Raw genomic sequence first — 19,093 nt, forward strand, 5'->3', positions numbered from 1 at the left:
CACCGGACCGTCAGTTCTGCAGGAAGCCCTGGGCGACCCGGGCCTCGGCCAGCAACCGCGAGCAGGCGGCCGGATCGGACTCGGTGATGGTAGGCACCTCGTCCTCGCCACCGAGGCCGCGCAGGTACGCGAGTTCGGCGGGCCCGATGTGCCGGACCTTGCCGCTGTCGTGCACGACGTAGATCGGGTTCGGGGTCTGGATGGTGCACTGCACGAGATACATGACGGTGTCTCCCGGGTCGTCGAGGTCGTCGATAATCCATCTCGGTCGGGGTGGTACCGGCGGTCGGATCGCGGTGACGATCTGCGCCGCGCGGGCGACGATCGTCGGTTTCTGAGCGACGATCGCCGGACCGGGACACTGGCTGTGTCCCCAGTCGAATCCGTTCTCGGCACCCATGCTGTGATGGCCGAGTCCGCGTTCGCGCGGGCTGTTCGCGTTGCGGACCGGCACGCCGTGTTCGAGGTGTGATCGGGCCAGCAGTTGGGCGTTCGCCTCCAGCTGCGGTGCGGTGAGCCGGTCCGGCAGGAACCCTTCGTTCTCGATACTGAGCCAGGTGCGGTTGCCGGCCCGCTGTGTCCACGCCCGGATCTCGGTGTCGACCATCTGCGCGATGCGCCCGTCCTTGGCCACGACGAAGTGCGACGACACCCGCGACGCGGGATTACGCTGCCAGGCGATGGTGCCCTCGAAGTAGCCGGCGGCGATGTGCACCACGATGCCGTGGTGCGCGTCGAGCCGGTCCTCCGGCTCGTTCAACGCACCGGTGCCGTTGCCGCTGTTCACGGTGGGACCCCGCCAGGTAGCGAGATCGGTCCAGATTCCCATGTGGTGGTGCCTCCTTTCCCAGCCGGCGGATGGGTGGGTGGATCGATTCCGGTCGACGTCGGAGGAGCATGGGACCATGGACCGGCTCGGCCGCCACCTGCCGGGCGGCCCCGCTCGCCGGTGCGGTTCCGCTCACCGGTACGGGCGCCGCCGCACCATAAGGTCCACTGTGCTCACCGGCTGGCCAGGCCGGTGACTCACTTCGACTGGCACGTCCGGCGACAGCTCGAACCCGGTCCTCCCGGTGTCGTCAGTCTTGGTGACCGACGCCCTCCCGACGGTGCCATGTATCGAGAATAGCGCGGCCAACAAGCTTCTGACCAGGGCAAATAACTCTGAGTATTGGCGGCAATGGGTAAAGTTGTGGACCGCTGCTGGTTCGGATCGGTTGGCACCGGCCCACCGCTGGAGGCCGGGTGGTGGCCGGCGGCAGGGATCGTCAGTCCTGTGTGACCGGCAACCAGACCACCGACGGCCGCTGCGGGTCGTGGAAGATCCACCGTTCGCTGCTCCGCAGCCGGGCGGCGGTACCCAGCGGCTCGCCGGATCCCGGGTTCCTCGCCCACCGCGGATGCGCGCCACCGCTGATCTGAACCCGTAACCGCTCCCCTGCTGCCAGCCGGCAGGCGGTCGGCCAGAGGGTCACCGGCACCCGGACTGCCTCGCCGCCCGCCTCGCCATCCACCCGGGACAGTCCATCACAGATGTTCCAGGATCCACCGCGCCGGTCGACGCGGCACAGCCGGACGAACACGTCGAAGTACTCGACGCTGCAGCGGACGTACACCTCGGCCGTCACCGGGCCGATCAGCTCCACCGGCCGGTCCAGCGGCCCGCTCGTGTAGGTCAGCACATCCGGGCGGGCCTCCAGCTCCCGGTTGTCGCGCACCCCGGCGTGCTGGGCGATCAGCATCGGCCCGCCCACCGCCGGCGTGGGCACCGCCGGGTCGTAGCGGTGCCGGTCCGGCGCCGACCGGGGCGGCACCGACCGGCCCAGCCGACCACCGGGCCACAGGTACCACCCGGTGGTCGTCACCGGCGGCGGCCAGTCGGCGAGGTCACGCCACCCGGCCCCGGCGACGTGCACCCGCACCGGCCGGTGCCCGGACGAGGCGGGCCCTTCGCCGAAATGGGTCGCGAAGAACTCCGCCGCCTCCCGGTACGCCGTGACGAACAGTCCGGGACTGCCGTGCGTCCACGGCCCGACGGTGAGGCGGGGCCGCCGACCCGCCGCCCGCAACGCCGCGTAGTCGGCCAGCTGGGCCGGCAGAAAGATGTCGTGCCAACCGGTCACCATCGACACCGGGGCCCGGACCTGGGCGACCTCCCGGTGGAAGGTGCGGGGCAACCAGTACGGTGCCGCCGGGCGGTGCTGGGTGAGCCACTCCTGGAAGAACGGCACGGTGGAGCCGGTCGCGACCCGGTCCGCCTCGGCCAGTGGCAGGTGCGCCAGGCCGGCGGTCAGCCGGGGCAGGCCACGACGTAGCTCACGCTGGCGGGTCAGCCACGGCACCTGCTGGGCCGACATCAGCTCCGCCCAGGTCAGCACCGTGTCCAGGGAGAACGCCCCGCCGGCGTACGTGGAGTCGCGGGTTTGCGCGGCGGTGACCACCGCGACCATCGCCCGCAGGTCGTCGCCGGCATGGGCGGCCGTGGCCCACTGCCCGAAGCCCTGGTAGGAGATGCCGAAGGTGCCGAGCCGGCCGTCGTACCAGGGTTGCCGGCGCAGCCACTCCAGGGTGTCCAGCCCGTCGGCCCGCTCGTGCAGCAGCGGCTCGAACAGCCCGTCGGACCCGAACGTGCCCCGGCAGGACTGGACGACGCAGTGCCAGCCACGGCGGGCGAACAGCAGACCGAGCAGCCGGACCGGACCGCCCCGACCGTACGGGGTCCGGATCAGCACGGTCGGCGCGGCGCCCGCACCCACCGGCCGATAGTGGTCGGTCCGCAGCCGCAGCCCGTCGCGGGTCCGCACGGCGAGGTCGCGCCGGATCCGCACCCGCGACGGACCCCCGGCCCCGAACCGCCGCAGGCCCGGGACCCCGAACCGCCGCAGGCCCGCGACACCGTGCCGCCGATCGGGCCGGCCGTCGGGTACGCCGTCAGCGCCCACGGCCGCCGTCCCGAGCGGCGGCGCGCACCTCGTCGCGGTGCGCCCGGGTTGACTCGCCCATCGCCGCCAGGAACCGGCGGACCGTCTCCAACTCGTCGTCGGTGAAGTCGGCCATCACGGCGTCGGTACGCCGGCCCAGCGGGGCGAAGAACTCGCGGGCCAGGGCGGCGCCCTCGGCCGCGTACCGCAGCCGCACCTTGCGCCGGTCGTCCGGGTCCCGATCGCGGTACAGGTGTCCGGCCCGCTCCAGCCGGTCCACCAGTGCGGTGACCGAGCCGGAGGTCAGATTGAGATGTGCGCCGAGGCCGCCCGGGGTGATCGGGCTCCCGGTCTGCTCGGCGTCCATCACCGCGATCAGCGCCTGCAGGTCGGTGGCGTGCAGGTCGTGCAGCGCGGCGAAGGCATGGCCGACATGGCCGGCGTCGGCGGTGTAGCTGCGCAACCGGCGGATGATCTCCGCCACCACCGCTGACCGACCACTCGGCCGGGTCCCCCATACACCGGCGCCCACCGTGTGCCCTCCGATCCATGTCCTGACATGACCCTATCCCAGCCCGGCTATAGTCTCGATGAACGAGATACTGGATGACCGTGAGATTTTGCCCCGCCCAACCGGCGACGAACGAGGTGCACACATGCCCACACCGCTCGGCACCCGGCTGACCGCGATCATCTGCGGCCGGTGGACCGCCTGGCTGGTTCTGCTCACCGCAGCCGCATTTTCCGCGCTGGTGATCGGCTTCGCCGGCGATCCCCGCACCGGCAACGATCCCACCGGGGCGCTCCCCGACACCGCCGAGTCGGTCCAGGTCGCCGAACTGCGCCGGCAACTGCCCGGCGGGCAGCTCAACCCCGCCCTCGTCGTCTACTCCCGCGACGGACAGCCGCTGACCGCCGCCGACGACGCCGCCATCGCCGCCGACCGTGAAGCCTTCGCCCGCGACGCCGTCGGCGAGGTCGGCCCACCGGTGTACGCCCCCGACCGCACCGCCGCCCTGGTCGCCGTCCCACTACCGGCCGAGATCGACATCGAACGCCTCGGCGAGATCGTCGACCGGCTCCGCGCCGAGGCCCGCGCTGGACTTCCCGCCGGCGCCGAAGCGGAACTCACCGGCGGTGCCGGCTTCACCGCTGACGTCGCCGCCGCCTTCGACGGTGCCAACGTCACCCTGCTCGCCGCCACCGTCGCCGTTGTCGCCGCCCTGCTGCTGATCACCTACCGCAGCCCCTGGCTGTGGCTGGTGCCGCTCGCCGTGGTCGGCACCGCCGACGTGGTCAGCAACGGACTCATCGCCATCGTCAGCCACGCCGTCGACCTGCGGATCGACCCCTCCACCACCGGCATCGTCGACGTGCTCGTCTTCGGTGCCGGCACCAACTACGCCCTGCTGCTGATCGCCCGCTACCGCGAGGAACTGCGCCGCGAACCCGACCGCCGCCGAGCCCTGCGCCGGGTGCTGAGCTCCGCCGGGCCGGCGATCACCGCCAGCGCCCTGACCGTCGTGCTCAGCCTGCTCACCCTGCTCGCCGCCGTACTCGCCAACGACCGCGCCATCGGCGTCGCCGGCGCCGTCGGCATCACCACCGCCATGCTGTACGGCCTGATCGTGCTGCCCGCCGCCCTGTCCGTCTGCGGACGTGGCCTGTTCTGGCCGTTCGTCCCCCGCCCCGGCCAGCCCGACCCCACCCGCAGCGGCATCTGGGCCCGGGCCGGCGCCCTGGTCAGCCGCCGACCCCGCACCGTGCTCGCCGGCTCCCTGCTGCTGCTCGCCGTGCTGGCCACCGGCCTGCTCGACGCCCGGATCGGGCTGAGCAAGACCGAACAGTTCCGGGTCAGCGCCGAATCCATCGACGGGCTGGCCACCCTGTCCCGGTCCTTCCCACCCGGCGCCGCCGACCCGGTGATCGTCGTCGCCGACGCCGCCCAGACGCCGGCGGTGCTCGCCGCCGTCGGAACGGTCGACGGGGTCGCCAGCGCCCGACCAGCCGGCGGCACCACCGACCTCGCCGTCGTCGAGGTGGTGCTGCGCGCCGAACCGGACAGCGCGGAAAGCTACCAGGTCATCCGGGACCTGCGCGCCGCGCTCGACTCGGTACCGGCCGCCGACGCCCTCGTCGGCGGCTCCGTCGCCGCGAACCTCGACACCCGCGACGCCGCCCTGCGTGACCTGCGGGTCGTCGTCCCACTGGTGCTCGTGGTGGTGCTGGCGGTGCTGATCGTGCTGCTCCGGTCGATCGTCGCACCGCTGATCCTGGTCGGTACGGTCGTCGCCACCTTCTTCGCCGCCCTCGGCGCGGCCACCACCCTGTTCACCCAGGTGCTCGGCTACCCGGCGCTGGACACCAGCGTGCCGCTGCTGGCATTCCTGTTCCTGGTCGCCCTCGGCGTCGACTACAACATCTTCCTCACCACCCGGGCCCGGGAGGGGGCGGCCATCGACGGCACCCGGCAGGGCATGCGGACCGCGCTCGCCGTCACCGGCGGAGTGATCACCAGCGCCGGTGTCCTGCTCGCCGCGGTCTTCACCGTCCTCGGCGTGCTGCCGCTGGTCACCCTGACCGAGATCGGGGTGATCGTCGGGTTCGGCGTACTGCTCGACACGTTGCTGGTCCGGACGCTGCTGGTGCCGGCGATCGCGATGGTGCTCGGCCGACGGTTCTGGTGGCCCAGCGCGCTCTCCCGCCACCACGTCCCGGAGCCGGTGCCGGTCGGGGCCGACCCGACGCCGAAGCCGGTCGGGGCCGACCCGACGCCGAAGCCGGTCGGGGCCGACCCGATGCCGCCCCGGCGCGCCGATGCCGGAGGATAGGAGCATGCAGACCCGCTCCGATCTCCGTAACGTGGCCATCATCGCGCATGTCGACCACGGCAAGACCACGCTGGTTGACGCGATGCTGCGCCAAGGCGGCCAGCTGCACGCCCGCGCCGAACTGCCCGACCGGGCGCTGGACTCCATGGACCTGGAGCGCGAAAAGGGCATCACCATCCTGGCCAAGAACACCGCGATCAGCTACGTGCCCGACCAGGGCGACCCGGTCGTCATCAACATCATCGACACCCCAGGGCACGCCGACTTCGGCGGCGAGGTGGAACGCGGCCTCACCATGGTCGACGGCGTGGTGCTGCTGGTCGACGCCAGCGAGGGGCCGCTGCCACAGACCCGGTTCGTGCTGCGCAAGGCGCTGCAGGCCCGGCTGCCGATCATCCTGGTGATCAACAAGGTGGACCGGCCGGACGCGCGGATCAAAGAGGTCGTCGACGACACCTACGAACTCTTCCTCGACCTCGACGCCGACGAGACCCAGATCGACTTCCCGATCGTGTACGCGTGCGCCCGCGACGGCGTCGCCTCGCTGACCCAGCCGGCCGGCGGTGCGGTGCCGGACGACAGCGACAACCTGGAGCCGCTGTTCCGCACCCTGCTGGAGACGATCCCGGCGCCGGCCTTCGACCCGGACGCGCCGCTGCAGGCGCACGTGACCAACCTCGACGCCTCGCCGTTCCTGGGCCGGCTGGCGCTGTGCCGGGTCCGGCAGGGCACCATCCGCAAGGGCCAGACCGTCGCCTGGTGCCGCACCGACGGCAGCCTGCAGAAGGTCCGCATCTCCGAGCTGCTGATGACCGAAGGGCTGGAACGCAAGCCCGCCGAGGCCGCCGGTCCGGGCGACATCATGGCGGTGGCCGGCATCCCGGACATCATGATCGGCGAAACCCTGGCCGACGCGGACGACCCCCGCCCGCTGCCGTTGATCACCGTTGACGAGCCGGCGATCTCGATGACCCTGGGCACCAACACCTCACCGCTGGCCGGCAAGGTCAAGGGGTCGAAGGTGACCGCCCGGCTGGTCAAGGACCGGCTGGACCGCGAACTGATCGGCAACGTGTCGCTGCGGGTACTGCCCACCGAACGCCCGGACGCCTGGGAGGTGCAGGGCCGGGGCGAGCTGGCGCTGGCCATCCTGGTCGAGCAGATGCGCCGCGAGCAGTACGAGCTGACCGTCGGCAAACCGCAGGTCGTCACCCGGGAAATCGACGGACGGGTCTGCGAGCCGGTGGAGCGGCTGACCATCGACGCCCCCGACGAGTACCTGGGCGCGATCACCCAGCTGCTGGCCACCCGCAAGGGCCGGATGGAGCAGCTGGTCAACCACGGCACCGGCTGGATCCGGATGGAGTGGCTGGTACCGGCCCGCGCGCTGATCGGGTTCCGGACCGAGTTCCTCACCGAGACCCGCGGCACCGGCATCCTGCACCACGTCTTCGAGTCCTACGAGCCATGGTTCGGCGAGCTGCGGACCCGGCCCACCGGATCACTGGTCGCCGACCGGACCGGCGTGGCGACCAGCTTCGCCATGTTCAACCTGCAGGAACGCGGCTCGCTCTTCGTCGAACCGGGCACCCCGGTGTACGAGGGCATGCTGGTCGGCGAGAACTCCCGCGCCGACGACATGGACGTCAACATCACCAAAGAGAAGAAGCTGACCAACATGCGCTCGTCGACCGCCGACGAGTTGGAGCGGCTGGTGCCGCCCCGCAAGCTCTCCCTGGAGCAGGCGCTGGAGTTCTGCCGCGAGGACGAGTGCGTCGAGGTCACCCCCGAGGCGGTACGGCTACGCAAGGTGATCCTCGACCAGACCGCCCGGGCCCGGGCGGCGGCCCGCCGCAAGCACCAGAGCTGAACCGCACCGGCCGCTGGGGTCGCCGGCCGCTGGCGACCCCAGCGGCCGGTCACTTGACGATCTCGGCGAGCTCCCGCTTACGGTCCCGGGACGACTTGACCAGGCTGGCCACCGTGGTGACCAGCAGGGTGACGAAGATGACGGTCAGCGACAGCCAGATCGGGATGTGCGGTGCCCAGCCGACCGGATCGCCACCGTTGACGAAGAACAGGGTGTTGTCGGCCAACGCCTCCAGCACCAGCTTCACCCCGATGAAGCCCAGCACCACCGCCAGGCCGTAGCTGAGGTAGACCAGCCGGTCCAGCAGACCGCCGAGCAGGAAGTAGAGCTGCCGCAGCCCCATCAACGCGAAGACGTTGGCGGTGAAGACCAGGTACGGCTCCTGGGTGATACCGAAGATCGCCGGGATCGAGTCCAGCGCGAAGATCAGGTCGGTGACGCCGATCGCGATCATGACGATCAGCATCGGCGTGAACATCCGCCGGCCGGCCTCGGTCAGCGTGGTCAGCCGCCCACCGTCGTAGGCGCCGGAGACCGGCAGCACCCGACGGCTCCACCGGATCAGCGCGTTCTCGGAGAACTCGTCGGTCGTCTCAGGCTGGCGCAGCTGACCGATGGCGGTGTAGATGAGGAAGGCGCCGAAAATGTAGAACACCCAGGAGAACTGGGAGATCAGCACGGCACCCGCCGCGATGAAACCGCCGCGCAGCACCAGCGCCAGCACGACGCCGACCAGCAGCACCTTCTGCTGGTACTTCCGGGGTACCACGAACCGGCCCATGATGATCACGAACACGAAGAGGTTGTCGACGGAGAGGCTCTTCTCCGTGACGTAGCCGGCGAAGAACTCGCCGGCGTACCGCCCGCCGGACGTGGCCCACACCCCGAGGCCGAAGATCACCGCGAGCACGATGTAGAAGACGGTCCAGCCGGCCGACTCGCGCATGCTCGGTTCATGCGGCCGCCGGACGATGATCAACAGGTCGGCGATCAGCACCGCGGTCAGTACGACCAGGCTGACCAGCCAAACCCAGGCAGGGATGTTCACTCGGACCTCCGGCAGACACAGGGCACCGCCGACCGGCACCGGGACAGGCACGCCCCGGCCTTCGTGGAGATGCGCACAGCAGTGACTGACGGAGGTCTCTTCCGCCATCGTCCACCGAACTGTCTGCCTGGTTGACGACGACCGCAGGTGCCGGGTCGGTCCACCATGCGGGCCAACCGTGCTGACGACACCAACGCGAGGGAATACTCCCCTCCTCCTGCGTCATTGTTGCGCAACCACCGGGCAAACGACACACCGGGGCGGGTCATCGGTGACGACAAGCACAACTTCTCAAGCATCCTAGGAGGCTAGATAGTCGTCGCGAACCGTCGGTTCGCCGGGCCGGAGCCAGCCCGGAGCTGGTCCGGACCCAACCCCTCGGGCCGGTCCGGGCGCAGCCGTGTGGCAGGCTTCCCGCCATGGTGCTTGAGATCGCGCTGGTCGATGTCCAGCCCGGCCGGGAAGCCGACTTCGCCGCAGCGTACGCCGCCGGCCGCCACCTGCTGGCCACCACCGACGGCTGCCGGTCGGTGCGGATGACCCGGGGAGTGGAGAGTCCCAGCCGGTTCGTGCTGCTAGTCGAATGGGACTCCGTCGACGCGCACGAGCAGAACTTCCGCGCCACCGACCGGTACCTGCGGTGGCGGGAACTGATCGGCCCGTACTTCGCCGCGCCGCCGGTGGTCGAACACTTCGTCGACCTGCCGACGTGACCCGGACCCTGCCGACGTGACCCGGACCCTGCCGGCGTCCGGCCGGTTCGGACCGATCCGGAGCCCGCGGTGCGGGTAGAGATCGTGACCGCCGGCAGCCGGGGCGACGTCGCACCGTACACCGGTCTGGGGCAGGCCCTACGGGCCGCCGGCCACCGGGTCACCGTGACGACCCACGGCGCCTTCGACGCGCTGGTGACCGGCGGCGGCCTCGACTTCCGGCCGCTGCCCGGTGACCCGTACGCCGCCCAACGCACCCCCGGCGGGCGACGGCTGCACCGGCTCGGCGGCGGGCTGCGCGGCACCGCCGAGTTCGTCCGGCAGGGCCGGCGCTACCTCGACGATCTCGCAACCGGGCTGGTCGACGTCGGCACCGACGCCGACGTACTGCTGCTGGCCACCACGACCGCGCCGCTGGGCTACTCGGCGGCACAGCGACGCGGGATCCCGAGCATCGGGGTCTTCCTGCAACCGGTCGCACCGACCGGCGACTTCCCGCCGGTGCTACTCGGCGACCGGTCCTTCGGGTCGGCCGGCAACCGGGCGCTGGGGCGCGGCGCCGAGGCGGCCAGCGCTCGGGCGTACGACCGCTCCTCCCGGCGGCTGCGCCACCGGCTCGGCCTGCCGCCGGTCCCGCTGGCCGCCCTGCTGCGGCAGGCCAGGCGCTCAGGCTGGCCGGTGCTGCACGGGTTCAGCCCGAGCGTGCTGCCCCGACCGGCCGACTGGCGCCCAGGGCTGGAGGTCGTCGGCTACTGGTGGCCGGCCACCGACCCGCACTGGACTCCCCCGCCGGAACTGACCGGGTTCCTGCGTGACGGTCCGCCGCCGGTGCTGATCACCTTCGGCAGCATGGCGGTGCTCGACGCGTCACTGCCGACACTGATCGGTGCGGCGCTGCGTCGGGCCGGCGTACGCGCGATCGTGCAGGCCGGTTGGGGTGGGCTGCGGGTCTGCGGCGACGGCGTCCTCGCGGTCGACGACGTACCGCACGACTGGCTGCTGCCCCGGGTCGCCGCGGTGGTCCACCACGCGGGGGCCGGCACCACCGCCGCCGGGCTGCGGGCCGGGGTGCCGGCGGTGACCGTACCGCTCATCGCCGACCAGCCGTTCTGGGCCGCCCGGCTGGCGCGGCTCGGGGTCGCCGCCGAACCGCTGCCGGCCCGGCGGCTCACCGCCGACCGACTGGCCGCCGCCATCCGCACGGTGCTCGACCGGCCGACGTACACCGAACGGGCCCGGAACCTCGCGGCCCGGATCGCCACCGAGGACGGGTACGCCGCGGTGCTGCGCGCCGTCGACCGGGTCACCCGCCGCTGACCGGATCCGCAGCGGCGGCCGGACCGGTAGCCGCTGCGACCTCCGACGCCGTATCGGGGAAGGCGTGCGGGATGCGTTCCAGGACGCCGCCGGCGAAGACGTCGTACAGCGGCAGGTCCCGCAGATGCACGTAGCCGATGTGGCAGTCGCACGAGTCCAGTGGGCAGGGACGAGGCCGCAGGCCGGCCCGGTAGGAGCCGTCGTAGAGGTTGCCCAGCGGTTCGGCGACGAAGTGGCACCGGCGTACCGTGCCGGACCCGTCGACCGAGACCACCGACTCCCCGGTACGGCACGACCGCCCGGCCGACGGGTGCGGGTGCACGCTGTAGCCGAACAGCGGGTCGAGCTCGGTCCACGCCCGCTGCTGCGCGACGTCGTAAAGGTGCCCGTCGGCGGCGTTGACCCACAGGTAGACCTCGGCCGGTAGCGCGGCCCGCAGCGACCGGGCGGCCGCCAGGTGCTCCGGCAGGCCGACGACCCCCACCGAGAACCGCACCCCGGCGGTACGCAGCGTACCGCAGCGGCGCAGAAAGACCTCCCGGTCGACCTGGCCCGGGTGGTACGTGGCCCAGAACGCCAGCCGGCGACGCTGGTCGGTGTCGGCGTCGGCCAGGAAGTCCAGCCGGGCGGCCAGGTTGGTCTGGATCGCCACCCGGTGCACCTGCGGCAGCCCGGCCAGCCGCAGCAGCGCCCGCCGGTACCAGGACCTGGTCAACGCCTCGCCCCACGGGGTGAACAGCACCGAGATCCGGTCGTCGTGCGGATTACGCACGGCCCAGTCGACGAACCGGTCGAGCGCCACCCGGTCGGTGCGCAGCGTTGCCGGGTCGTCGCGGCGTTTGGCGAACGGACAGTACGGGCAGTCGTAGTTGCAGCTGGCCAGCGGACCCCGGTAGAGGATGCTCAGGTCCATCCGGCTCACCGGGCCGGCAGGCCGGCCATCGCCGCCCGGACCTCGGTCGAGACCAGCCACGGGCCGATCGCGTCGCTGCGGGCCAGGCCGGCTCCGGTCAGCGCCAGCCGATCCGGGTTGACCGTCAGCCAGCCCCGGTCGACCAGCGTCGCCAGCTGCGGGAAGTCGTCGACGGCCCGGGTGGCGAACCGCGCCGCGTACGCCGCCTGGTCGCATCCGTCGGCGCGCAGCAGCGAGGTGATCAACCAGCGCCGGCGCTGCTCGTCGCGGTCCAGCCGGAAGCCCACCTCGGCGACGTCGAAGTCGGACTCCGGCCGGCGCAGGTAGTCGTCGATGATCGCCCGCACCTGCCCAACGGAGACCGCGTAGTCGAACGAGTAGTGCAGGTCGCTGGTGTAGGACCGGGCACCGCAGCCCAGACCGACCATCCCGTCCTCCTGGCAGGAGTACGCCGGGGCGTCGACAACCGGCAGCGACGCACGGCGGAAATGCCGCATCGACAGTTGCCGGTAGCCGGCGGCGCGCAGCCGGTCGACGCCGTGCCGGTACAGCGTCTGCCGTTGCTCGTCCCACTGTGGATCAGGCAGGTCGGCCGGGGCACGGCGGGCCAGGCCGGTCAGTGGGCGGACGTAGAGCGGGTAGAGGTAGATCTCCGCCGGCTCCCAGCGCAGCGCCGCGTCGAGCGACTGCGCCCAGGTGGCGTCGGTCTGGCCGGGGATGCCGTAGATCAGGTCGATGTTCAGCTCCGGGATCGGCTGGTCCCGAATAGCGGCCAGGGCGCGCTCGACCTCGACGCGACGCTGCGGCCGGCCGGCAGCCCGCGCCTCGGCGTCGAGGAAACTCTGCACCCCGATGCTGATCCGGGTGGTGCCGCGGGCGGCGAGCACCGCCAGCCGGTCCGGGGTGGCGGTGGCCGGCGACGTCTCCACCGCCGTCGGCACGCCCGCCGGCCGGAACCTGTCGACCAGGTCGAACATCGTCGACAACTCGTCCGCGTCCAGGTAGGTCGGCGTACCGCCGCCGACGGCGACCCGGGCGAACCGGGCGTCGTCGCCGAGCGCGGCGGCCACCCGTACCGCCTGGCGGCGCAGCTGGTCGAGGTAGGCGGCCACCTGCCCGGCCGGCGGGTTGGCCCGGGTGAACAGGTTGCAGAAGCCGCAGCGCATCTCGCAGAACGGCAGGTGCAGGTAGAGGAACAGCTCCGTGCGGCGCTGCCCGGACCAGAAGTCGGCCAGCGCGGGGCGCGGCCGCAGCGGCCGGTACGCCGTCTTGTGCGGATACCCGTACAGGTAGCCCTGGTACGGCGAGCCGTCCAGGTCCGCGACGGTCACGCCGGGTCCGGCGTCGCGGCGTCGGACCAGTCGCCGGGGGCGATCACGAAATTGGCGTACGGCACCGTCCACACCACCTCGTGGCCGACCCGGTGCCCGCTGTGCCCGTCCTCGCCGTACGCGGTGCCGTGATCGGCGCAGATGATCGTCAGGCAGGGCCGGCCCCGGGAGCTGGCCATGGCGAACAGCCGGCCGATGTGCCGGTCGACGTACTCCAGGGCGGCGGCGTGGCTGTCCCGGTTGTCGCGTTCGGTGCCCGGCAGGTAGTGCCGGTTCGGCTGGTGCATGGCGGCCACGTTGACGAACAGGAACAGCGGCTGGTCGGTGGGTACGGCCGGGACGACCTCGGCGATCCGGTCCAGCTGGGCCTCGAAGCAGCCGGGCGCGGTCACCCCGAACGCCGGCTCCCAGTGCGCCTCGGCGAACAGGCCCGGCAGGGTCGCGCCCAGCGGCGAGGAGCGGTTGAAGAACCCGACCCCGCCGACGCACACCGTGTGGTAGCCCTCCTTGCGCAGCGCGGTGACCAGGTCGGGTGCGTCGAAGACCCAGGTGTGCTCGTCGGTGGTGGCGCTGCCGGGGAAAGCCGCGGCGAACATCCGGGGGTGGCTGCCCGGTTCGGCCGGGGTGGGCAGGAAACCGGTGAAGAACGCCTGATGTGCGGCGTAGGTGAAGCTGGCCGGGCTGTGCCGGCGCTGCCACTGCCTGTTCGGTAGCGCGCGGGCCAGCTGCGGTGTCCGGCCGGCGGCGAGCAGCTCGGCCGCCACGTCGTAACGCAACGTGTCGAGCGTGACGAACAGCAGGTCGTGGCTGCCGATCAGGTCCTTCATGCCGACCTCCCCATCGCGGCCGTGGTCCGCCAGGCGGCGAACCGGCCGGTACGTATGGCATGCAGTTGGGCAGCGTAGCTGTCCCGCCCCGCGGCGTCGCACACCGTGGGGAGCAGATCGCCGAAGGCGTTCACCTCCGCCACGGCGTGCCGCCGCCAGTCACTGCCGATCATCAGGTCCACTCCGACGTGCAGGCTGCCGGTGAAGCAACGGGCCGCCGCAACGCAGTCGGCCAGCGCCGCCGCCCACCGGCGGGGGCCGAACGCAGCCCGTACCGCCGCCGGGTCACCGCGCCGGTTGCCCAGGTGCAGGTTGGTCAGCGGACCATCGCTGCTGCGCACCACCAGGTGGCCCGGCTCACCGGCGATCACCAGCACCCGGAGGTCGACGACCCGGCCGTGCAGGCCGGCCTTCGGGAACCAGCGCTGCACCAGCAACCCGTCCGGTGCCAGCAGGTCCACGATAGAGGCAACCTCCCGCTCGGTGCGGTAGGTCCGCACCCGCAGCGAGTTGAACAGCCGCCCGTCGTCGGCCAGTTCGACCGAGGTGACCGCCTGCACCCGCCGGCCGTGTGTGTGCAGGGCGAGCACCCCGGACGCCGACGACCCGTGCACCGGCTTGACGAAGGCCCGGGCCCAGCCGACGTCGGACAGAGCGGTACGCAGCTGCGCCCAGTCGCCGGGTGCGGTGTCCAGGATGGCCGGTTGCGCCACCCCGGCGGCGGCCAGCCGCCGATGCCCGGCACGTTTGTCGAACAGCACGGCGATGTCGGCCGGGTCGTTGAGCAGGGTCGCGCCGGCCCGCCGGGCGGCGTCGGTGAGCCGGCCCAGGGCGGCGCGCAGCCCGGCGTACCAGGCGGCACCGCCGCTGATCTCGCCGTGGTCGAGCGGTCGGCCGGCGCCGCGCAGCAGCCGGTCCACCTCGGAGTCCTCGCCGGGCGAGTCGATCCGTACCGTCGCCCCGTAGGGCAGGGCGACCTCCTCCCCGGCGGCGAGCTTCCGCCAGGGCAGCACCCGAACCCGCAGGCCAGCGGCGTGCGCGGCGGCGCGGAACGCCCCGACCCGCCGGTTGCCCGGGTTGCCGACCACGACCAGCGGCGTGGTGTGGCTCATCGGGTGAGGTTAACAACCGGTCATTCGCCGACCGAGACGTACCGCCCCCGGTGCGGGTCGACCTCCTGCTGATCACTCAGGTCGACGTCGACGCCGGGCAGTGCGGCCGGCAACCGGACCATCATCGCGTCGGACAGGTAGTGCCGGTGCAGGTCGAGACGGCGCAGATGGGTCAACGGCTGCCCGGCGAGCAGGGCGGTGGCCCCTTCGTCACCGAGGGTGCCCAACGACAGGTCGATGGTTTCCAAGCGGGGCACCACCGCCGCGGCGGTCAGCGCGGCGGCGACCGCGTCGGCGATCTCGGCGTTGCGCAGCCCGAGGGTACGCAGCGCGGGCAGCCGGGTGCCGTCGAGGATCGGCGCCAGATCGTCCACTGAGGTGTCACCTTCGTAGTCGGGGGTGCCCAGCCACAGTTCCAGATGGGTGCAGGCCGGCAGGTCGCTGGCGGCCACGGCGCGGGTGAGGGCGGCCGGCAGCCCGCCGGACTCGATGGCGAACTCGCGCAGCCCGGTGTGCCGCACCGGCTGCAACAGCAGCGACATCGCACCGCGTACCCGCAGCACCTGCAGCGCCGGGTAGGCGGCCAGCAGCGGGGTGACGTCGGGCTGCAGGATCCAGGAGATCTCGCACTCGTCGAAGGTCATCTCGCCGAGGAACACGGCCCGCAGGTTGGTCAGCCTGGGTGCGGCGTCGACCAGCAGCTCCAGCGGGAACGCGACGTCCCACGGTTCGCCCCAGTCGCCGGTCACCAGCGCGTCGACGCTCGCCGGGTCGACGGTGTCCAGCCAGGTGGCGAAGAGTTGCGCGAATTCGACCTCGTCCTCCTCCGACGCGCTGAGCCGCCAGGCGACCGGGGTGCCGGTGTGCTGCGCCGCCGTCTGCGGGTCGAAGTCGACCACCGGCAGTCCGGCGAAGTGGGTGATGTGCTCATTGATGGTCATCGACGGTGCTCCGGGGAGGGCGTGGGGCTGCGGACCCGGCACGATAGCAACCCGGTGCGACGCCCCGCTGCCCGTCGCGCCCTACTGCGGCGACTGCAGTTCACTTGGTTGCCCGGAGTCGGCCGTTGATGGAAGGGCGGCGGCGATGCAGTCGAAAACCCGCTGGAGTCCGTCTCGGAACTGGTCGTCGCGGCTCAGGTGCGGCTGACGCGCCTGCGTTACGATCTTGGTGAAGATCGGGTACTCGCCGCTTCTCACCAGTTGGTCGACGTACGGGTGGCTCCGCGCCATCCACTCCGACTCGCTGAGCCCGCTGCGGCGCAGCTCCTTGGTTGAGCCGATCTCCTCGCGGACGGTGCCCTCGATGTAGCCGCTCAGCATGGCTATGAGGCCTAGGTTCTCGTCGATGGGGATGACGTCATCGAGCACGCCCATCAGCCGTTCGATCAGGAACAGCTGGTTAGGGCCGAAGCTGGGCAGTGACCGCTGCACGGTGGCCATCCAGGGATGCCTCAGCCACATGGCCCGAAGCCCGTCGGCGTAGCGCGTCAGGTCCGTGCGCCAGTCGCCTGAGGGCATCCCCGCGACGTCGATCTCGCCCATCACCTGGTCGGCCATGAGATCGACAAGGTTGTCGCGACTCGGGACGTACCGGTAGAGGGACATCGCACCGGCGCCGATCTCGGCGGCGATCCGTCGCATGGTGGCGGCCTCCAGCCCTTCGGCGTCGGCGATCCGGATCGCCGCCTCGGTGATCTGCGCGCGGCTGTAGCCCGGCTTCGGCCCGTAGGCCGGGCGCTCGGGTCGCATCCAGATGTTCACGTACTCGCCGTCGGTCACCGTGTCCACCCCCTCCGTTGCGTACATCGTACCCAGTCTCTTACAGTGGCCACCATGACCGCGTACAACGTACCCAGTAAGGCGACAGGGGCGGATCCGATCGTGGTCGCCAACGGGCTGCGCAAGTCCTTCGGCACCGTCCCTGCGCTGCGAGGGCTGAACCTGAGCATCCCGAGGGGAACGGTGTGCGGCGTGCTAGGGCCCAACGGGGCAGGGAAGACGACTGCGGTACGCATCCTGGCGACCTTGTCCAATCCCGATTCCGGACACGCCCGGATAGCCGGATACGACGTCGTCCGCGAGGCGGGCAGGGTACGCGAGCGGATCGGGCTCGCAGGCCAGTACGCCGCCGTGGACGAGAAGCTCACCGGCCGTGGCAACCTGCGCATGTTCGGACGCCTCTACCACCTGTCCCGCCGCGAGGCGCACCGGCGGGCCGACGAACTGCTCGACCGCTTCGACCTGACGCACGCCGCCGACCGCCCGGTAGCCGGCTACTCCGGTGGCATGCGCCGCCGGCTGGACCTGATCACCAGCATCATCCTGCGCCCTGAGGTGCTCTTCCTGGACGAGCCGACCACCGGCCTGGACCCGCATAGCCGCGTCGAGATCTGGGACAGCATCCGCGAACTGGTGGCCGAAGGCACCACCGTGCTGCTCACCACCCAGTACCTGGACGAGGCCGACCGGCTGGCCGACGACATCGCCGTCATCGACCACGGACAGGTGATCGCCACCGGCACGCCGGACGAGCTGAAGGCCACGATCGGGGACCGTCTCGACGTCACCGTCGAGGACCCCGCAGCGTTGCCTGCGGCAGCGACGGTTCTGACCGTCCTGATCGGCGCCGAAACCACGACGGCCGGAGCCGACCAGCTCAGCGTCGCACTGCCCGCCACCGGACTGCGCCTCGCCGACATCGTGCGCGAGCTCGACCACGCCGGAGTCGCCGCCGCCGACGTGAGCCTGCGCCGCCCCACCCTCGACGAGGTGTTCCTGCGCCTCACCGACCACACGGAGCCCGTCCGATGACCGCCACCACCACACCACTGAATCGCCTGGGCTGGACGCTCGCCGACGGACTGACCCTGATCGGCCGCGAGCTCGCACGGCTACGGCAGGAGCCCGGCCAGATCATCGCGGCGCTGGTCTTCCCCGCCGTCATGGTGGTGCTGTTCGGCTACGTCCTCGGCAGCGCAATCCAGGTGCCGGATGGCGGCGACTACCGCGAGTACCTCATGCCCGGCCTGTTCGCGATGGTGACCTTCTCCGCATGGCTGGGGGTCATGACGCGCACGGCCAGCGACGCCACCCGCGGCGTGATGGACCGATTCCGCTCCATGCCGATGGCACGCCTGGCGGTGCCGTTCGGGCAGACCGGCGCCGACCTGCTGACCGGCTTGTTGATGCTGACCATCATGGTAGGTGCGGGACTGCTGGTGGGCTGGCAGCCCCACCGTGGCCTGATCCCCACGGCTCAGGCGTTCCTGCTGATGATCGTGCTGCGGTACGCGCTGAGCTGGGTAGGCGTCTATGTGGGCCTGGCGGTCAAGAACGACCAGGTCGCCGACGCGATGGTGCCGCTTGGCCTGCCGTTCACGATGCTGTCGAACGCGTTCGTCCCGACCGACGGCATGCCGGGCTGGTTGCGCTTCCTGGCGGACTGGAACCCGGTGAGCGCGCTCACCGCCGCCTCCCGGGAGCTGTTCGGCAATCCGGGCGCCCCCTCGGGAAACGCGGCCTGGCCACTCGCGCATCCGGTGACCGCCGTCCTGCTCTGGACGGCCGCCCTGCTGGTGACCTTCGTCCCGCTATCGTTGCGCGCCTACACGCGCCGAGGACGCTGAAGGCTCCTGGTTTCCTTACTCTTCTGACGCAAGGCGGGGCGGCTCGTCAGAGTGCGGGGCACGCAGTCTCGTTCAATGCCGGGGACACGGTTCGGCTGTCAGGGCTTCGGCAAGGAACGCCGGCTTCCCGTGCAACGCCCCATGCTGAGGTCAGGCTGACCCTGACGACCACTACGCCGAGCACAAGGCGGACGCGGCGAAGATCAAGGCCGGGGTGGCGCAGACCGTGCGGCTACTCAGAGGACACGGCTACACCCAGGAGTCGTGACCAGGCACTCGGCCTTCTACCCGGTCGGCGGGTCAGACGATCGATTGGCGGCGCCACGCTGCCGCCCCCTACGGTAGGGCTTCGCCCGCGCGACGTCAGCCACGCAGACCGTCCACGAAGGAGCGCCAGGCGGTGGCGGGGAAGGCCAGCCGTGAACCAGTCGGATCGGTGGAGTCGCGGACCGCGACCAGCCCGCCGGCCGGTGCGACCTCGACACAGTCACCGTTGGCGTTGCTGCGGATGGACTTGCGCCAACACAGCGGCTCGGTTGGAGTCGACGCCACGGCGCACCCCTATTCGATAGCGATCTGTTC

Annotated in this window: 17 protein-coding genes; 6 read left to right on the top strand and 11 right to left on the bottom strand. The window is 71.6% G+C overall.

The features are described from left to right. Nucleotides 1–10: 10 nt before the first annotated feature. From ACN27J_RS08340 to ACN27J_RS08350, 3 genes are all read right to left on the bottom strand, one after another. Entirely contained in the window at nt 11–829 is an 819-nt protein-coding gene (locus ACN27J_RS08340; protein ID WP_421364898.1) for an N-acetylmuramoyl-L-alanine amidase, read from the bottom strand. Nucleotides 830–1,268: 439 nt separating this feature from the next. After that, nucleotides 1,269–2,885, bottom strand: a complete 1,617-nt coding sequence (locus ACN27J_RS08345; protein WP_421372154.1) for a CocE/NonD family hydrolase — start codon at nt 2,883–2,885, stop codon at nt 1,269–1,271. Nucleotides 2,886–2,931: 46 nt separating this feature from the next. Next, entirely contained in the window at nt 2,932–3,453 is a 522-nt protein-coding gene (locus ACN27J_RS08350; protein WP_421364900.1) for a MarR family winged helix-turn-helix transcriptional regulator, read from the bottom strand. Between the two features lie 124 nt (nt 3,454–3,577). On the opposite strand from ACN27J_RS08350, the gene ACN27J_RS08355 reads away from it, so the two are divergent. Both ACN27J_RS08355 and typA read left to right on the top strand, forming a co-directional pair. Beyond that, complete coding sequence (locus ACN27J_RS08355) at nt 3,578–5,752, top strand: MMPL family transporter (protein WP_421364901.1); 2,175 nt, start codon at nt 3,578–3,580, stop codon at nt 5,750–5,752. Nucleotides 5,753–5,756: 4 nt separating this feature from the next. After that, nucleotides 5,757–7,622, top strand: a complete 1,866-nt coding sequence (typA, locus tag ACN27J_RS08360) for a translational GTPase TypA (protein WP_278169979.1) — start codon at nt 5,757–5,759, stop codon at nt 7,620–7,622. Nucleotides 7,623–7,671: 49 nt separating this feature from the next. Here the strand turns inward: typA and ACN27J_RS08365 are convergent, their stop codons facing one another. Continuing rightward, a complete protein-coding gene (locus ACN27J_RS08365) occupies nt 7,672–8,670 on the bottom strand; it encodes a TerC family protein (protein ID WP_421364903.1) in 999 nt (332 codons plus the stop codon). A 419-nt stretch (nt 8,671–9,089) separates the two neighbouring features. Here ACN27J_RS08365 and ACN27J_RS08370 point away from each other — a divergent pair, with 419 nt between their 5' ends. Both ACN27J_RS08370 and ACN27J_RS08375 read left to right on the top strand, forming a co-directional pair. Then, nucleotides 9,090–9,383: an antibiotic biosynthesis monooxygenase family protein gene (locus ACN27J_RS08370; protein WP_421364905.1), complete on the top strand. Its 294-nt coding sequence runs from the start codon at nt 9,090–9,092 to the stop codon at nt 9,381–9,383. A gap of 69 nt (nt 9,384–9,452) precedes the next feature. Next, the gene (locus ACN27J_RS08375; RefSeq protein WP_421364907.1) at nt 9,453–10,700 is read left to right on the top strand and encodes a glycosyltransferase; all 1,248 of its coding nucleotides are present in this window, start codon (nt 9,453–9,455) and stop codon (nt 10,698–10,700) included. On the opposite strand, the gene ACN27J_RS08380 is transcribed toward ACN27J_RS08375, so the two are convergent. The 6 genes from ACN27J_RS08380 to ACN27J_RS08405 all read right to left on the bottom strand — a co-directional run bounded on the left by ACN27J_RS08380 (nt 10,687) and on the right by ACN27J_RS08405 (nt 16,664). Next, nucleotides 10,687–11,613 (bottom strand): STM4011 family radical SAM protein, encoded by a 927-nt coding sequence (locus ACN27J_RS08380; protein WP_421364909.1) that lies wholly within the window; start codon nt 11,611–11,613, stop codon nt 10,687–10,689. The genes ACN27J_RS08375 and ACN27J_RS08380 overlap by 14 nt on opposite strands. Before the next feature lie 5 nt (nt 11,614–11,618). Beyond that, entirely contained in the window at nt 11,619–12,944 is a 1,326-nt protein-coding gene (locus ACN27J_RS08385) for an STM4012 family radical SAM protein (protein WP_421364911.1), read from the bottom strand. Further along, nucleotides 12,941–13,771: an STM4013/SEN3800 family hydrolase gene (locus tag ACN27J_RS08390; protein ID WP_421364913.1), complete on the bottom strand. Its 831-nt coding sequence runs from the start codon at nt 13,769–13,771 to the stop codon at nt 12,941–12,943. The genes ACN27J_RS08385 and ACN27J_RS08390 overlap by 4 nt, the downstream gene beginning before the upstream one ends. After that, on the bottom strand, nt 13,768–14,883 hold the full coding sequence (locus ACN27J_RS08395; protein WP_421364914.1) for an STM4014 family protein: 1,116 nt from the start codon (nt 14,881–14,883) through the stop codon (nt 13,768–13,770). The genes ACN27J_RS08390 and ACN27J_RS08395 overlap by 4 nt, the downstream gene beginning before the upstream one ends. A gap of 20 nt (nt 14,884–14,903) precedes the next feature. Then, nucleotides 14,904–15,824 carry an STM4015 family protein gene (locus ACN27J_RS08400; RefSeq protein ID WP_421364916.1) on the bottom strand — a complete coding sequence of 307 codons (921 nt, stop codon included), beginning with the start codon at nt 15,822–15,824 and terminating at the stop codon, nt 14,904–14,906. Between the two features lie 81 nt (nt 15,825–15,905). Further along, a complete protein-coding gene (locus ACN27J_RS08405; protein ID WP_421364918.1) occupies nt 15,906–16,664 on the bottom strand; it encodes a TetR/AcrR family transcriptional regulator in 759 nt (252 codons plus the stop codon). Between the two features lie 54 nt (nt 16,665–16,718). On the opposite strand from ACN27J_RS08405, the gene ACN27J_RS08410 reads away from it, so the two are divergent. Next, nucleotides 16,719–17,696, top strand: coding sequence for an ATP-binding cassette domain-containing protein (locus ACN27J_RS08410; RefSeq protein ID WP_421364919.1), 978 nt, complete (start codon nt 16,719–16,721; stop codon nt 17,694–17,696). Next, on the top strand, nt 17,693–18,511 hold the full coding sequence (locus tag ACN27J_RS08415; protein ID WP_421364921.1) for an ABC transporter permease: 819 nt from the start codon (nt 17,693–17,695) through the stop codon (nt 18,509–18,511). The genes ACN27J_RS08410 and ACN27J_RS08415 overlap by 4 nt, the downstream gene beginning before the upstream one ends. Nucleotides 18,512–18,874: 363 nt before the next feature. Here ACN27J_RS08415 and ACN27J_RS08420 read toward each other — a convergent pair whose 3' ends face one another. Then, the gene (locus ACN27J_RS08420; protein WP_421364923.1) at nt 18,875–19,063 is read right to left on the bottom strand and encodes a DUF397 domain-containing protein; all 189 of its coding nucleotides are present in this window, start codon (nt 19,061–19,063) and stop codon (nt 18,875–18,877) included. Nucleotides 19,064–19,093 lie beyond the last annotated feature (30 nt).

Origin of the sequence: Solwaraspora sp. WMMB762 (assembly GCF_049179115.1) — a bacterium.
Classification (GTDB): Bacteria; Actinomycetota; Actinomycetes; order Mycobacteriales; family Micromonosporaceae; genus Micromonospora_E.

What these genes read in the sequence shown, in the direction of transcription:
- ACN27J_RS08340 (WP_421364898.1), bottom strand. Translation starts at nt 829, where the DNA reads ATGGGAATCTGGACCGATCTCGCTACCTGGCGGGGTCCCACCGTGAAC.
- ACN27J_RS08355 (WP_421364901.1), top strand. Translation starts at nt 3,578, where the DNA reads ATGCCCACACCGCTCGGCACCCGGCTGACCGCGATCATCTGCGGCCGG.
- typA (WP_278169979.1), top strand. Translation starts at nt 5,757, where the DNA reads ATGCAGACCCGCTCCGATCTCCGTAACGTGGCCATCATCGCGCATGTC.
- ACN27J_RS08370 (WP_421364905.1), top strand. Translation starts at nt 9,090, where the DNA reads ATGGTGCTTGAGATCGCGCTGGTCGATGTCCAGCCCGGCCGGGAAGCC.
- ACN27J_RS08380 (WP_421364909.1), bottom strand. Translation starts at nt 11,613, where the DNA reads ATGGACCTGAGCATCCTCTACCGGGGTCCGCTGGCCAGCTGCAACTAC.
- ACN27J_RS08390 (WP_421364913.1), bottom strand. Translation starts at nt 13,771, where the DNA reads ATGAAGGACCTGATCGGCAGCCACGACCTGCTGTTCGTCACGCTCGAC.
- ACN27J_RS08395 (WP_421364914.1), bottom strand. Translation starts at nt 14,883, where the DNA reads ATGAGCCACACCACGCCGCTGGTCGTGGTCGGCAACCCGGGCAACCGG.
- ACN27J_RS08400 (WP_421364916.1), bottom strand. Translation starts at nt 15,824, where the DNA reads ATGACCATCAATGAGCACATCACCCACTTCGCCGGACTGCCGGTGGTC.
- ACN27J_RS08410 (WP_421364919.1), top strand. Translation starts at nt 16,719, where the DNA reads ATGACCGCGTACAACGTACCCAGTAAGGCGACAGGGGCGGATCCGATC.
- ACN27J_RS08415 (WP_421364921.1), top strand. Translation starts at nt 17,693, where the DNA reads ATGACCGCCACCACCACACCACTGAATCGCCTGGGCTGGACGCTCGCC.